Source organism: Micromonospora sp. HM134 (assembly GCF_007833915.1).
In the GTDB taxonomy this organism is placed as follows: domain Bacteria; phylum Actinomycetota; class Actinomycetes; order Mycobacteriales; family Micromonosporaceae; genus Micromonospora; species Micromonospora wenchangensis.
In genome coordinates this window covers 208,110-220,698 of the sequence record NZ_CP041061.1, presented here as the reverse complement: position 1 = coordinate 220,698, position 12,589 = coordinate 208,110, and the positions used below count along the sequence as shown (strand labels likewise).

The following is a 12,589-nucleotide window of genomic DNA, read 5'->3' as shown; positions in this document are numbered from 1 at the left end:
CGGATTCGACGCAGCAATCGACGCAACTCGTAACCCTAGGGTACGCTCCCCCACATGGCCAACGACGCAGTTGCGGGTAATGCGCTCCGCGTCGCGCCGGCACAGCCGGGAGCGACGGACGATCCGGTCCGCGGCGTACTGGCCGCTTACGCCCGTGACCTGGTCAACGGCGTCGACGACACCCTGTCGGCGTTTCTCGCCCGCGAGGTCGACGCGCTGACCGAGATCGACGCAGCGATGGGCGGTTTCGCCGCGACGGCACGTGACTGCGTGCTGGCCGGCGGCAAGCGGGTACGCCCGACCTTCGCCTACTGGGGCTGGCGGGGGGTGGTGGGCGGGGACGAGCCGCTGCCCACGGTGCTGCCCGCGCTCGCCGCGCTGGAACTGCTGCACACCTTCGCCCTGGTGCACGACGACGTGATGGACGCCTCCGACACCCGACGCGGCCTGCCCACCGCGCACCGGGCCGCCGCCGAGCGGCACGTCACCGCCGGCCACACCGGCGACCCGCACCGGTTCGGTGAGTCGGTCGCCGTCCTCATCGGCGACCTCTGCCTGGTCTGGGCCGACCGGCTGCTCGCCCACGCCACCATGCCGCCGTCCCGGCTCATGGAGGTGCGGCGCTGCTACGACCAGATGCGGGTGGAGACCATCGCCGGGCAGTACCTCGACGTGCTCGGCGAGAACGACGCGGCGAACTGGTCGGTCGACCGGGCGCTGCGGGTGGCGCGCTACAAGACGGCCAGCTACACCGTGCAGCGTCCCCTGCTCTTCGGCGCCTGCCTGGCCGGCACCGACGCCGACGCGCCGCTGATCGCCGCGTACACCAGGTACGGGCTGGCGGTCGGCGAGGCGTTCCAGCTCCGCGACGACCTGCTCGGCGTCTACGGCGACCCGGTCACCACCGGCAAGCCGGCCGGCGACGACCTGCGCACCGGCAAGCCGACCACGCTGCTGATGCTCGCCCGGCAGCTCGCCACCGGCAGCCAGCGGCGGGCGTTGGAGCGGGCCGGCAGCGTCACCGGTGGCCGGGAGCTGGCCCGGCTGGCCGAACTCGTCGCCGACACCGGGGCGGTCGCCCGGGTGGAACACATGATCTCCGACCGGGTCGCCGACGCGCTGGCCGCGCTGGGGACCGCGTCGATCGACGAGACCGCGCGCACCGCGCTGACCGGTCTCGCCACCGCCGCCACCGCGCGGCGGGCATGATGGGCAACTTCGTGAAGGAGGTGGTCGCGTGCGGACCGTGACGGGACGTACGGACCGGGTGGTGGTCGTGGGCGCGGGCCTGGGCGGGCTGGCGTGCGCGCTGCACCTGGCCGGCAGCGGCCGGCAGGTGACCGTGCTGGAACGCGAACCGGTGCCGGGCGGCCGGGCCGGGCGGCTCAGCGTCGACGGGTACGAGTTCGACACCGGCCCCACCGTGCTCACCATGCCCGACCTGATCGCCGAGGCGCTCGGCGCGGTCGGTGAGGAGCTGCACGACTGGCTCGACCTGACCCCGCTCGACCCCGCCTACCGGGCCTACTACCCGGACGGCTCCACCCTGGACGTGATCACCGACACCACCCGGATGGCGGCCGAGATCTCCCGGGTCTGCGGCCCCCGCGAGGCCGACGGCTACCTGCGGTTCGTCGAGTACGCCCGCAACCTGTGGAACTGGGAGCGGGCCGACTTCATCGACCGCAACCTGGACGCCCCGACCGACCTGCTCACCGGCAACCTGCTGAAGTTGCTGGCGAACGGGGCGTTCCGCCGCCTCCAGACCAAGATCAACCAGTTCTTCTCCGATCCCCGCACCCAGCGGATCTTCTCCTTCCAGGCGATGTACGCCGGGCTCGCGCCGCACGACGCGCTGGCCATCTACAGCGTCATCGCCTACCTCGACTCGGTGGCCGGGGTCTACTTCCCGCGCGGCGGCATCCACGCGGTCTCCCGGGGGATGGCCGGCGCGGCCGAGAAGCACGGCGTCCAGATCCGCTACGACACCACGGTCGCCCGGGTGGAGACCGCCAACGGCCGGGCCACCGGCGTGGTCACCGCCGACGGCGAGCTGATCCCGGCCGACGTGGTGGTGCTCAACCCGGACCTGCCGGTCGCCTACCGCGACCTGCTGCCCGGGGGCCGACGCCGGAAGCTGACCTACTCGCCGTCCTGCGTCGTCCTGCACGTCGGATCGACGCAGGGGTATGGGAAGATCGCTCATCACAACATCCATTTCGGACGGTCCTGGAAGGGCACCTTCGACGAGGTGATCGGGCGCGGCGAGCTGATGACCGACCCGTCGCTGCTGGTCACCAACCCGAGCCGGACCGACCCGTCGGTCGCCCCGGCCGGCCGGCACACCTACTACGTGCTGGCCCCGGTGCCCAACCTCGACCGGGCCCCGTTCGACTGGCGGGGTGACCTGAGCCGGCGCTACGCCGACCAGCTCGTCACCACCCTGGAGGAGCGCGGGTACGTCGGGTTCGGCGCCGGCATCGAGGTGTTGCGTACGATCACCCCCGCCGAGTGGGAGGAGCAGGGAATGGCCGCCGGTACGCCGTTCGCCGCCGCGCACAGCCTCTTCCAGACCGGGCCGTTCCGCCCGTCCAACCTGCACCGCAGCCTGCCCAACGTGGTCTTCACCGGTTCCGGCACCCAGCCCGGCGTGGGCGTGCCGATGGTGCTGATCTCCGGCAAGCTGGCCGCCAACCGCATCACCGGCGCGGGTCGGTGACCGCGTGAAGTCCCGGGAGGGCCACCTCGTCGAGCTGGTCGACGACACCGGCCAGGCGCTCGGCGAGGCCACCGTCGCCGCCGCCCACCAGGCGCCCGGACGGCTGCACCGGGCCTTCTCGGTGCTGCTGGTCGACCCGGACGGCCGGGTGCTCCTGCAACAACGGGCCCCGGTCAAGACCCGGTTCCCGCTGCGCTGGGCCAACTCCTGCTGCGGGCACCCGCTGCCGGGCGAATCCCTGGCCGAGGCGGCCAACCGCCGGCTCGCCGAGGAGCTGGGCACCGGACCGGTTTCGTTGACCGAGGTCGGCGTCTACCTCTACTACGCCGAGGACCCGGCCACCGGCCGGGTCGAGTTCGAGTACGACCACGTGCTCCGGGCCGACGTGCCGGTCGACCTGCCCCTCGGGCCCGACCCGGACGAGGTGGCCGAACTGCGCTGGGCCGACCCGACCCGGTTGATGACCGAGATCGACGCCGACCCGCGCACGTACGCCCCCTGGCTCGGCGGGGTGGTGAGCCGACTGCTGCACCCGGCCCCGAGCGGCCCCACCGGCAGCCCCCGTGCCGCCTCCGCCACCCCGTCCGGCGACCGGGTGGACGACGCGTCGGAGCGGTCGGGTGGTCGATGAGCCGCTGAGCGCGGGGGCCGTGGCACGCCGGCTGGGTGTGGCGGTCACCACGCTGCGCACCTGGCACCAGCGCTACGGCCTCGGCCCCAGCCAGCATGTCCCGGGCCACCACCGGCGCTACACGCCGGCCGACCTGGCCCGCCTGGAGATCATGCGCAAGCTCACCGCCGAGGGGGTCACCCCGGCGGAGGCGGCCCGCTGGGCGAAACTGAGCCCGGTCGTCCCCGGTCCCGGGGTCGCCTCCCGGCTACGGGCGGGCGCCGGCCGCGACGGCGGTGGGCAGACCATCCCGGTCGGCCGGGCCGGCCCGGCGGCCCGGGGGCTGGCCCGCGCCGCCATGCGGCTGGACGCGGCGGTGATCAGCGACACGATCTCACACGCCCTGGCCGCCGACGGGGTCGTCGCCACCTGGGAGGGGCTGCTCCGGCCGGTGCTGGCCGGCATCGGCGAACGGCACGTCGCCACCGCCGGCCTGATCGACGTGGAACACCTGATGTCCCGGTGCGTCTCCGAGGCGTTCGCGGCGGTCGCCCGGTCCGGCCGGGCCACCGGGCCGGCCCGCATCCTGCTCTCCTGCGCCGACGAGGAGCAGCACACCCTGCCGCTGGAGGCGCTCGCCGCGGCGCTGGCCGAAGCGGGGGTGGCCTACCGGATGCTCGGTGCCCGGGTGCCGGCGGCGGCGCTCGTCGAGGCGGTCAACCGGACCGGGCCGGCGGCCGTGGTGGTCTGGTCGCACACCCGGCCGACCGCCGACCCGGCGCAGCTGTCCGCACTGCTCGCGGTGCCCCGCCGGCCGCTGCTGGTGCTCGCCGCCGGGCCGGGCTGGCGGGCCGACACGCTGCCCGCCGGGGTGGTCCGCCCGGTCGACCTGGCCGAGGCGGTCTCGCTCGCGCTGGCCGTACGGGACTCGCTGGACCAGTCGACGGGGGCCGACCGGGCCTGACATATTTCGCTTTCGTGAACTACCGTCGGGGCCGTCCGCGTACCCCATCCCCCGGAGTGACGATGCGTTCACGCCCCGTTCTGGCGGTCGCCCTCGGCCTGCTCCTGCTGGTCGCCGGCTGCGGCGACCAGCACCGGAACGTCCGGCCGGCAGCGGCGCCCGCCCCGACCACCACCGCACCGGAGCCGGCCCACACCCCGTCCCCGAAGCCGTTGCCCACCACCAAGCCGAAGCCCCGGCTCCGGCCGAAGCCCAAGACGCTCCCCGCCGGGCTGCGCAAGGCGACCGGGGTACGCGCGGTGGCGTTGACCTTCGACGACGGTCCCGACCCGACCTGGACGCCCCGGGTGCTCAACCAGCTGCGGGCGAACAAGGTGAAGGCGACGTTCTGCGTGGTCGGCACCCAGGTGCGCAAGCACCCGGAACTGGTGGCCCGGATCGTCCGGGAGGGGCACCAGCTCTGCAACCACAGCTGGCACCACGACGTCGACCTGGGTCGCCGGCCGGTCGCCGAGATCCGGGCCGACCTGGTCCGCACCAACCAGGCCATCACCAAGGCGGTGCCGGGCGCGAAGGTGCCGTTCTACCGCCAGCCCGGTGGCCGGTGGACGCCGGAGGTGGTGCAGGTCGCCAAGGAACTCGGCATGCGGTCGCTGCACTGGACCGTCGACCCCCAGGACTGGGCGAAGCCCGCCGCCGGGGTCATCTCCGGGCGGATCACGGGCGCCGCCCGGCCCGGCGCGGTGGTGCTGATGCACGACGGCGGGGGCGACCGGAGCCGAACGCTGAGCGCCGTGCCGCACGTCATCGGCGACCTCAAGCGCCGTTTCGGCATCGCGCCACCTCGCTGACCTGCTACTTTGCCGGGCCGCACCCCGGCGGGCATACCGGTTTGGCCGACCGCCGGGGCATGGCATATGCTTCTCATGCCTCCGGCGGGGCCGGATGGGAGCAAGTCCGCTTGAAGTTGCGAGTGTGCAATGATGGCGGGGCCGCCCTCATCGTCTAGCGGCCCAGGACGCCGCCCTTTCAAGGCGGTAGCACGGGTTCGAATCCCGTTGGGGGCACGGTCCGGCTCAGCCGGAGGCAACAGAGCAAGGTCCTGTGGAGCAGTTGGAGTGCTCGCCGCCCTGTCAAGGCGGAGGTCGCGGGTTCAAGTCCCGTCAGGACCGCCAGCGCCGACGCCGCGTGTACCAATGCGCGGCGTTCTGCGTATCGGGACGCGGCACCCTGTCGGCGGAGACCCCGCCCGCCGGGTACCATGTCCCGAAGTACCAGGCCAGGTAGCTCAGTTGGTACGAGCGTCCGACTGAAAATCGGAAGGTCGGCGGTTCGACCCCGCCCCTGGCCACATAGCCTTTCGCCGGGCTACAGAGAGCGGTGACCTGCGGAAACGCGGTCACCGTTTTCGTGTATCCGGCCCTGGCCCGCCATCGACCACCGCCGTGGCGGCACACCCCGGGACATCCAGGAGCCTCGCTGGGTCGTGGGTGCCCACTGACCGGAAAGAGCCGGTACACGGCGCTGCGGAGCGCACCCCCAGCCGGTATGGTCCGGGCCTATGGGACAGGAGAAGCCAGATCCGGAGGGCGTCCATCAGGACGTCGACCGGTACTCGCTGCGCTGCACCCTCCTCGTCCCCGCCCCGGCGGAGCAGGCGTTCGCGGTCTTCACCGGCTCGCTGGCCGACTGGTGGGTCCGCGAGTACACCTGGTCCGGGCCGGCGGCGCTGGCCGAGCTGGGGATGGAACCCCGGGCCGGCGGCATGCTCTACGAGATCGGTCCGTACGGCTTCCGGGGCGACTGGGGGCGGGTGCTCACCTGGGACCCGCCGCGTCGGCTCGTCTTCACCTGGCAGCTCGGCCCCGACCGGGTGCCGGTGCCCGATCCGGCGCGGGCCAGCGAGGTGGAGGTGCTGTTCCTGCCGGACGAGTCCGGGCAGACCCGCATCGAGTTGGAGCACCGCCACTTCGACCGGCACGGTGAGGCCGCCGAGGGCTACCGCGCGGCGTTGACCGCCGGCTGGCACGAGCTGCTCGGCCGCTACCTGGACACCCTGACCCGGACCGCCCCCGGACCACAGTGAGCGACTTCGCGCGGCCGGCGTCCGCCGGCAGGACGCGGGGGAACCGGGCCGATCAGCGGGGTGGGCCGCCGAGGGGCGTCCGGGCGGTCGGGTGGCGGACCGCGTCGGGGCCGCCCAGGTCGGCACGGTGGCCGGCCGCCGCGCCCGCGCCGAAGCCCGAGCCGGCGAGCCGGCGGGTCGGCGCGGTACGCAGCCGGGGGTAGACCTCGGCGACCCGGCGGGCCACCCGGTCCGAGCGGTCGGCCAGCACCAGCGCGACCGACGGTGTGCCGCGTTCGGCCACCGCACCCGCCTCGGCGGCCCGGAGCCGCTCGGCGACCACCCGGGCGAAGCCGGCCAGCCAGGAGCGGCGGAAGGCGGCCGGCTGCTCACCGGAGGGCACGGCGGTGCCGGCGAGCCCGTGTGCGGCCTGTACGAGCAGCGAGGTGAAGAGCAGGTCGACCCGTTCCAGGTCGCTGGCGAAGCCGAACAGGTGCAGCGTGAACCCGCTGCCGTCCGGTCGACGGACGCACCGGCAGCGCAGCGGGTCGGCCACTGCGGCGAGCAGGCCGGCCTTGTCCCGGGCGTACGGGGCGACGACGTCGATCACCCGGTCGCCGACCGGGTCGGTGGTGGGGTCGCGGGCGGCCAGGAGGGCCCGATCGACGCCGTACCGGGCGATCAACTCGGTGGCCTTGGCGGTGAACGCGGCCGACTCGGCGGGGGTGCAGGCCGGGTCCTCGGCCTGGGCCAGCAGCTTGCGCACCTTGCTGAGCATCGCCTCGGACATGCGTCACTGGTACCACAGAAGGTTCACCGGTCTGTCACAGCGGGATCAGAGATAGACATATATCATCGCCACTCACCGCGCCCTGTCCGCGACTCAGGGTCCCCCTCTTCCCCTGGAGGCACCACCATGGCATCCCGGCCCGCCCGCCTGACCGCGCTCGTCGCCACCCTGCCCCTGCTCTGGTTCGGCACACCCGCGCAGGCCGCCGGGGAGACGAACCTCTCCGCGTCGGCCGCGACCTGCTACGGCGGGGCGGTCCGCTCGTACTTCCAGGCCGGCGGGTGGGGCGGGGACGCCGGGCCGTACAAGGCGAGCACCCGGTGCAAGGACGTGAACGTCAAGAACAGCAGCGAGTTCGGCACCGAGGCGTGCGTGGTCTTCATCGACAAGACCAACAAGTGCAACTACCTCACCTACCTGCCGGCGAAGTCGGACTGGATCACCGTCGCCACCAACGTGCGCGACGGCGCGAACTTCAAGGTCCGCTTCTCCAACCTGCGCTACGAGTACGAGCCGCTGGTGGCGTACCACGCGTACTGAGCCCCGCCGCCGGCCCTACCGCCGAGGGACGGGCGGTGGGGCCGGGCGGGTCAGCCGGCCCGGCTGCGCAGCGTCGCCACCGCCGAGCCGGCGAGGGTGAGCAGGCAGTCCGGCAGTTGACCGTCGGCGACCGCCGCCCCGAACAGCGCCTCGCCGGTGTCGGCGTCGTGGTTGGCGTACGCGCTGACGAACCGGGCCACCCAGCGGGTGTCGTACCGTGCCTCGTCGATGCCGGGGAAGTCCAGCGCGCACGTGCCGGGCGGCGGCGGGTCACCGACCATCGTCGCGGCCAGGGTCCAGGCGACCGTGTACGCCCCGGCGAGCCCCGACCGGTCCACCACGGCGTCGAATGTGCCGACCACGGCGGCGCCGTCCCCGGTCAGCGCCGAATGGAGTACGGCGGTAGCGTCGGCGAGCGTCTGATCCGGTACGTCGGTCACCTGCGGCACAGTAGGACGCCAGGTCAAGCGGGCGGACGCCGGAAACGGTGACCACCTGCCGGGACAGCGTGACGGAGCGTGCGTTGCACTGTCGGGCCGGCGACGAGGGCCGCCTCCCTGGTCCCACGGTCCCCGCCGGCACGCTATGGTGCGCACCGGACCTGCGCCGGAGGAAGGACCACCATGCTCGTAACCCGCGGCCCGCGCGCGGCCATCCTGGCGGCCTGTGCGTCGTTGCTGCTCGCCGTCAGCGCGTGCGGGACGACCGACAAGCCCGAGGAGGCGGCCACCCCGCAGGTGCGTCTGTACGGCACCGACGGCAACATGCAGAACTCCTTCGCCGCCGAGCTGAAGGACCGGGCCGACCTCGTCGACGGCATGAAGGGCACCACTCCGCTCACGCCGCTCAGCGACGACTTCAAGCAGCGGCTCCGCACCGTCGACGCGAAGCTGACCGACTATCTCTACGCGGCGGAGTCGTACGACGCGGTCATGATCAGTGCGCTGGCCGCCCAACTCGCCGGCAGCACCGATCCGGCCGACATCGCCAAGCAGATCGTCGGGGTGACCACCAACGGCCAGCGCTGCACGGACGCGGCGAGCTGCCTGGCCCTGGCCCGGGACGGTCAGGACATCGAGTACCGCGGCCCGTCGCTGAACCGCGCCGGCTTCACCGACCTCGGGGAGCCGGCCACCGCCAGCTACGCCACCCTGCACTTCGACAACCAGAAGATCAACGACGCGAAGACCGAGTTCGTCGGCGCCGGGGACGAGTCCGGGGTGAGCACCAAGGCCGCACCGAAGCCGAAGAAGCAGCGGGGCGGGCGCAACGACCGCAGCGACGGCTCCCCGCTGATCATCGGTGGCCTGCTGCCGAAGACCGGCGACCTGGCCCTGGCCTACCCGCCGCTGGCCGCCGGCGTGGCGCTGGCGATCAAGGAGATCAATGCCGCGGGCGGGGTGCTCGGCGACCCGGTGACCTGGTTCGACGGTGACGACGGCACCAACCCGGCCGTGGCCAAGGCCACCGTGGCCTCGCACGTCAAGAACAAGGTGCAGGTCATCATCGGGGCCGCCGCGTCCGGGATCTCCGCCGCCGTGCTGCCGGACGTGGTGGCGGCCGGCAAGATCCTCTTCTCGCCGTCCAACACCGACGCGGGGTTGAGCCAGGCCGACGACAAGGGCCTCTACTTCCGGACCGCCCCGCCGGACAGCCTCCAGGGCCGGGCGCTGGCCGACGTGATCCTCCGGGACGGCCCGCACAGGATCGTGGTGGTGGCCCGCAAGGACTCCTACGGCGAGGGCCTCCAGGAGACCGTCCGCGCCGAGCTGGAGCGGGCCGGCTTCGGCAGCGACCGGGTGAAGCTGCTCACCTACGAGCCGCCGGCCGACGCCAAGGCCCCACCCGTCGACTTCGGCAGCCTGGCCGGCGAGATCAAGAACTACAAGCCGGAGGCGGTGCTGGTCATCGGCTTCGGTGAGTCCGCCGGACTGATCAAGGCGCTGGCGGACGCGGGCGTGCCGATCCGCCACTGACGTCGGCGGGGGCGGCACCGGTCCGGTGCCGCCCCGTCCCGGCTCACCGGGGCCGGCGACGCTCCAGGAAGTCGGTCATCCGGCGGTGCTTCTCCTCGTCCTCGAAGAGCACCGCCTGGCTGACCAGGTCGAGCTGCGGGTGGGCACCGGGCGGGGCGTCCACCGCGAGCTTGGTCAGCCGCAACGCCAGCGCGGAACCCTTCGCCATCTCGTCGAGCAGCCCATGTGCCGTGGGCAGCAGCTCGGCCGGCTCGGCCACCACCCGGTTGACCAGGCCGATCCGCAACGCCTCGTCGGCGTCGACGCGGCGGCCGGTGAAGAGCAGTTCCTTGGCCCGGCCCTCACCGACCAGGGCCGGCAGCCGGTGGGTCGCCCCCGCGCCGGCCAGGATGCCCAACCGCACCTCCGGCTGGCCGAAGACCGCCCGTGCCGTGCACACCCGCAGGTCGCAGGCGTACGCCAGCTCCGCGCCGCCGCCCAGCGCGGGGCCGTCCACGGCGGCCACGCTCGGCATCGGCAGCGCCCGGAGCCGGGCGAAGGCGGCCGAGTTGATCGCGGCGAGGGCGTCCAGCCGGCCCCGCTCGCGGAGTTGGCCGATGTCGGCGCCACCGGCGAACAGGCCATCCGCGCCCCCGGTGAGCAGCAGCAGCCGGGGCCGGGCCTCCAGCGCGGCGCAGACGTCGTGCAGCGCGCCGATCAGGTCGGCGTCGATGGCGTTGCGTTTCTCCGGCCGGTCCAGCGTCACCACCACCCGGTCGGGCAGTTCCTCCACCCGCAGTCCGCTCACTGCCGCCGACCGTCCTTCCACGTGTAGAAGCCCTGGCCGGACTTCTTGCCGAGCTTCCCGGCGGCGACCATCTCGACCAGCAGCGGCGGCGGCGCGAACCGGTCACCGTAGGCGGCCTGGAGGGTGCGGGCGATGTCCAGCCGCACGTCCAGGCCGACCAGGTCGGTCAGCTCCAACGGGCCGACCGGGTGCCGGTAGCCGAGCACCATCGCCTTGTCCACGTCGGCCGGTGCGGCCACCCCGTCGGCCACCATCCGGATCGCCTCCAGGCCGAGGGTCACCCCGAGCCGGGAGGTGGCGAAGCCGGGCAGGTCGCGTACGACGACGGGGTCCTTGCCCAGCCGGCCGGCGAGCGCGACGGCCGCCGCGGTGGTCTCCGGTGCGGTGGCCGCGCCGACCACCACCTCCAGCAGGGCCATCGCCCAGACCGGGTTGAAGAAGTGCAGCCCGAGGAAGGACTCCGGGCGGGCCAGCCCCTCGGCCAACTCGCCGATGGGGATACTGGAGGTGTTGCTGCCCAGCAGCGCCGGGCGCAGCCGCTCCGCCTCGGCGAGCACCGACCGCTTCAGGTCGGGCCGCTCGGGCACCGCCTCGACGATCACCTCCGGGGCGGGGGCGACCTCGGCGAGCGCACCCCGCAGGGTGATCCGGGCCCGCTGCGCGGCGGCGGCGTCGACGCCGAGCTTCCCCCGCTGCACCGCCCGCGCGCCCAGCTCGTCGAGGCGGACGGCGGCGGCCTCGGCCCGGCCCCGGTCCACCTCCACCAGCTCGACCGCGTAGCCCGCACCGGCTGCCACGTAGGCGATGCCGAGCCCCATCGTGCCGGCCCCGACGACGACAAGACGACTCATGACGCTCCCTCACTGCGCACGGCGGCGTGCGGGGTCTCCGGCACGCCCTGCCGCTCGCTCCGCTGGCTCATGGGTGCGACCCTATGCAGCACCGTTCCCGGCGGCATGCGTGGGGGACCGCCGCACCGGGTACTGACGGCCCAACGTCAAGGGAAGGAACCAGTCGACATGAGCCAGGCACCGGAGACCGTGGACAGCGGCACCACCGACGGCACGGCGGTCGTGGAGACGCGCGGCGACGAGCGCGTCGACCTGCTCCGCGCCGACACCAACAACGACGGCAAGACCGACGTGTGGGTGGTGGACACCGACGGCGACGGCCGGGCGGACCTGTTCCAGTTCGACACCGACGGCGACGGCAAGGTCGACATCACCATGGTCGACATCGACGAGGACGGCACCCCGGACGAGGTGGTCGACGGCGACGGTGGCCTCCCCCCGGAGCAGCTCCCGCCGACCGTCCAGGTCTGACCGGTGGGCGGGGGCCCGACCGGGCCCCCGCTCATCTGCCGCGCAACCGCAGGGTGGCCAGGTAGTACGGGGCGTCGCGGTCGTCCACGTCGGTCAGCCGCCACGCGGTGCCCCGGACGAGTTCGGCCAGTTCCTCGGCGGAGCACACCAGGTAGTCGAACCAGTCGGTGCCGAGTTCGCGGTAGCGCAGCCGCAGCCGCAGTTGCCCGCCGAGCCGACCCCGCTGCCGGTTGCGCTCGTGGTAGCCGGTGTGCACCGGGTCGGTGGTGCCGTACGGGTCGGTGCCGTGCGCGATGACCTGCGCGCCGGGCCGGGCCAGGGCGGCCAGCGCGGCGAGGAACGCCGGTGCCCGGTCCCGCCCCTCGAACAGCCCCAGGTTGTTGCCGAGCAGCAGGAACGTGTCGTAGCGCCGGCCGTCGGCGACGTGCTCGTCGACGGTGCCGAGGACGAGGTCCCGGACGCCCCGGTGCCGGCTGACCCGTAGCGCCCCCGGTGAGGTGTCCAGCCCGGTGACGGGGATGCCGCGCTCCTGGAGCACCAGCGCGATCCGCCCGCCCCCGACGCCGACGTCCAGGGTGGCGCCCCGGGTGCGGTCCACGGCCCGGTGGTCGTACGGCTGCCAGTGTTCCGGCCCGTCCAGGTAGTGCGCGGCGGGGGCCCCGTTGACCAGCCCGTCGTCCCGTTCGATGATCTCGATGACCGGTCGGGGCAGCCGCCCGCCGACCAGCGGCCGGGGGCCGATCCCGGTGTGCACCGCGTACGCGTCGCGCAGCAGTTCGCCGAACACGTCGCCGAGTCGAGGTTCTCCGGTCACGA

14 protein-coding genes and 3 tRNA genes are annotated in these 12,589 nt (G+C 73.6%); 12 read left to right on the top strand and 5 right to left on the bottom strand.

The window, feature by feature from the left end; all coding sequences use genetic code 11:
* Nucleotides 1–54 precede the first annotated feature (54 nt).
* From FJK98_RS01115 to FJK98_RS01075, 9 genes are all read left to right on the top strand, one after another.
* Nucleotides 55–1,209 (top strand): polyprenyl synthetase family protein, encoded by a 1,155-nt coding sequence (locus FJK98_RS01115; protein WP_145917342.1) that lies wholly within the window; start codon nucleotides 55–57, stop codon nucleotides 1,207–1,209.
* Between the two features lie 28 nt (nucleotides 1,210–1,237).
* On the top strand, nucleotides 1,238–2,719 hold the full coding sequence (gene crtI, locus FJK98_RS01110; protein ID WP_145917341.1) for a phytoene desaturase family protein: 1,482 nt from the start codon (nucleotides 1,238–1,240) through the stop codon (nucleotides 2,717–2,719).
* Nucleotides 2,720–2,723: 4 nt separating this feature from the next.
* The gene (gene idi / locus FJK98_RS01105) at nucleotides 2,724–3,350 is read left to right on the top strand and encodes an isopentenyl-diphosphate Delta-isomerase (protein ID WP_145917340.1); all 627 of its coding nucleotides are present in this window, start codon (nucleotides 2,724–2,726) and stop codon (nucleotides 3,348–3,350) included.
* Nucleotides 3,340–4,293 carry a MerR family transcriptional regulator gene (locus FJK98_RS01100; protein ID WP_145917339.1) on the top strand — a complete coding sequence of 318 codons (954 nt, stop codon included), beginning with the start codon at nucleotides 3,340–3,342 and terminating at the stop codon, nucleotides 4,291–4,293. Before idi ends, FJK98_RS01100 begins: the two co-directional genes overlap by 11 nt.
* A 62-nt stretch (nucleotides 4,294–4,355) precedes the next feature.
* Complete coding sequence (locus tag FJK98_RS01095) at nucleotides 4,356–5,144, top strand: polysaccharide deacetylase family protein (RefSeq protein WP_145917338.1); 789 nt, start codon at nucleotides 4,356–4,358, stop codon at nucleotides 5,142–5,144.
* A gap of 143 nt (nucleotides 5,145–5,287) precedes the next feature.
* Nucleotides 5,288–5,360 (top strand) — tRNA-Glu (locus FJK98_RS01090).
* Between the two features lie 31 nt (nucleotides 5,361–5,391).
* A tRNA-Asp gene (locus FJK98_RS01085) sits at nucleotides 5,392–5,468 on the top strand.
* A gap of 102 nt (nucleotides 5,469–5,570) precedes the next feature.
* Nucleotides 5,571–5,644: transfer RNA gene (locus FJK98_RS01080), tRNA-Phe, on the top strand.
* A 210-nt stretch (nucleotides 5,645–5,854) separates the two neighbouring features.
* Nucleotides 5,855–6,379 (top strand): SRPBCC family protein, encoded by a 525-nt coding sequence (locus FJK98_RS01075; RefSeq protein ID WP_145917337.1) that lies wholly within the window; start codon nucleotides 5,855–5,857, stop codon nucleotides 6,377–6,379.
* 52 nt (nucleotides 6,380–6,431) lie between these two features.
* Here FJK98_RS01075 and FJK98_RS01070 read toward each other — a convergent pair whose 3' ends face one another.
* A complete protein-coding gene (locus FJK98_RS01070) occupies nucleotides 6,432–7,148 on the bottom strand; it encodes a DUF2786 domain-containing protein (protein WP_145917336.1) in 717 nt (238 codons plus the stop codon).
* Between the two features lie 126 nt (nucleotides 7,149–7,274).
* Between FJK98_RS01070 and FJK98_RS01065 the strand changes: the two genes are divergently transcribed.
* Entirely contained in the window at nucleotides 7,275–7,688 is a 414-nt protein-coding gene (locus tag FJK98_RS01065; RefSeq protein WP_145917335.1) for a hypothetical protein, read from the top strand.
* Between the two features lie 50 nt (nucleotides 7,689–7,738).
* On the opposite strand, the gene FJK98_RS01060 is transcribed toward FJK98_RS01065, so the two are convergent.
* Complete coding sequence (locus tag FJK98_RS01060; RefSeq protein ID WP_145917334.1) at nucleotides 7,739–8,128, bottom strand: hypothetical protein; 390 nt, start codon at nucleotides 8,126–8,128, stop codon at nucleotides 7,739–7,741.
* A 183-nt stretch (nucleotides 8,129–8,311) separates the two neighbouring features.
* Between FJK98_RS01060 and FJK98_RS01055 the strand changes: the two genes are divergently transcribed.
* A complete protein-coding gene (locus FJK98_RS01055) occupies nucleotides 8,312–9,664 on the top strand; it encodes an ABC transporter substrate-binding protein (RefSeq protein ID WP_145917333.1) in 1,353 nt (450 codons plus the stop codon).
* Nucleotides 9,665–9,707: 43 nt separating this feature from the next.
* On the opposite strand, the gene FJK98_RS01050 is transcribed toward FJK98_RS01055, so the two are convergent.
* Both FJK98_RS01050 and FJK98_RS01045 read right to left on the bottom strand, forming a co-directional pair.
* A complete protein-coding gene (locus tag FJK98_RS01050) occupies nucleotides 9,708–10,451 on the bottom strand; it encodes an enoyl-CoA hydratase/isomerase family protein (RefSeq protein ID WP_145917332.1) in 744 nt (247 codons plus the stop codon).
* Nucleotides 10,448–11,302 carry a 3-hydroxyacyl-CoA dehydrogenase family protein gene (locus FJK98_RS01045; protein WP_145917331.1) on the bottom strand — a complete coding sequence of 285 codons (855 nt, stop codon included), beginning with the start codon at nucleotides 11,300–11,302 and terminating at the stop codon, nucleotides 10,448–10,450. Before FJK98_RS01045 ends, FJK98_RS01050 begins: the two co-directional genes overlap by 4 nt.
* Nucleotides 11,303–11,470: 168 nt before the next feature.
* Here FJK98_RS01045 and FJK98_RS01040 point away from each other — a divergent pair, with 168 nt between their 5' ends.
* The gene (locus tag FJK98_RS01040) at nucleotides 11,471–11,773 is read left to right on the top strand and encodes a hypothetical protein (RefSeq protein ID WP_088641963.1); all 303 of its coding nucleotides are present in this window, start codon (nucleotides 11,471–11,473) and stop codon (nucleotides 11,771–11,773) included.
* A gap of 31 nt (nucleotides 11,774–11,804) precedes the next feature.
* Here the strand turns inward: FJK98_RS01040 and FJK98_RS01035 are convergent, their stop codons facing one another.
* Complete coding sequence (locus FJK98_RS01035) at nucleotides 11,805–12,587, bottom strand: bifunctional 2-polyprenyl-6-hydroxyphenol methylase/3-demethylubiquinol 3-O-methyltransferase UbiG (RefSeq protein WP_145917330.1); 783 nt, start codon at nucleotides 12,585–12,587, stop codon at nucleotides 11,805–11,807.
* Between the last annotated feature and the right edge of the window lie 2 nt (nucleotides 12,588–12,589).

Bases quoted from the DNA above. Each gene is read 5' to 3' on its own strand.
- FJK98_RS01055 (WP_145917333.1), top strand. From the start codon at position 8,312: ATGCTCGTAACCCGCGGCCCGCGCGCGGCCATCCTGGCGGCCTGTGCG.
- FJK98_RS01065 (WP_145917335.1), top strand. From the start codon at position 7,275: ATGGCATCCCGGCCCGCCCGCCTGACCGCGCTCGTCGCCACCCTGCCC.
- FJK98_RS01045 (WP_145917331.1), bottom strand. From the start codon at position 11,302: ATGAGTCGTCTTGTCGTCGTCGGGGCCGGCACGATGGGGCTCGGCATC.
- FJK98_RS01075 (WP_145917337.1), top strand. From the start codon at position 5,855: ATGGGACAGGAGAAGCCAGATCCGGAGGGCGTCCATCAGGACGTCGAC.
- FJK98_RS01095 (WP_145917338.1), top strand. From the start codon at position 4,356: ATGCGTTCACGCCCCGTTCTGGCGGTCGCCCTCGGCCTGCTCCTGCTG.
- FJK98_RS01070 (WP_145917336.1), bottom strand. From the start codon at position 7,148: ATGTCCGAGGCGATGCTCAGCAAGGTGCGCAAGCTGCTGGCCCAGGCC.
- FJK98_RS01040 (WP_088641963.1), top strand. From the start codon at position 11,471: ATGAGCCAGGCACCGGAGACCGTGGACAGCGGCACCACCGACGGCACG.
- FJK98_RS01115 (WP_145917342.1), top strand. From the start codon at position 55: ATGGCCAACGACGCAGTTGCGGGTAATGCGCTCCGCGTCGCGCCGGCA.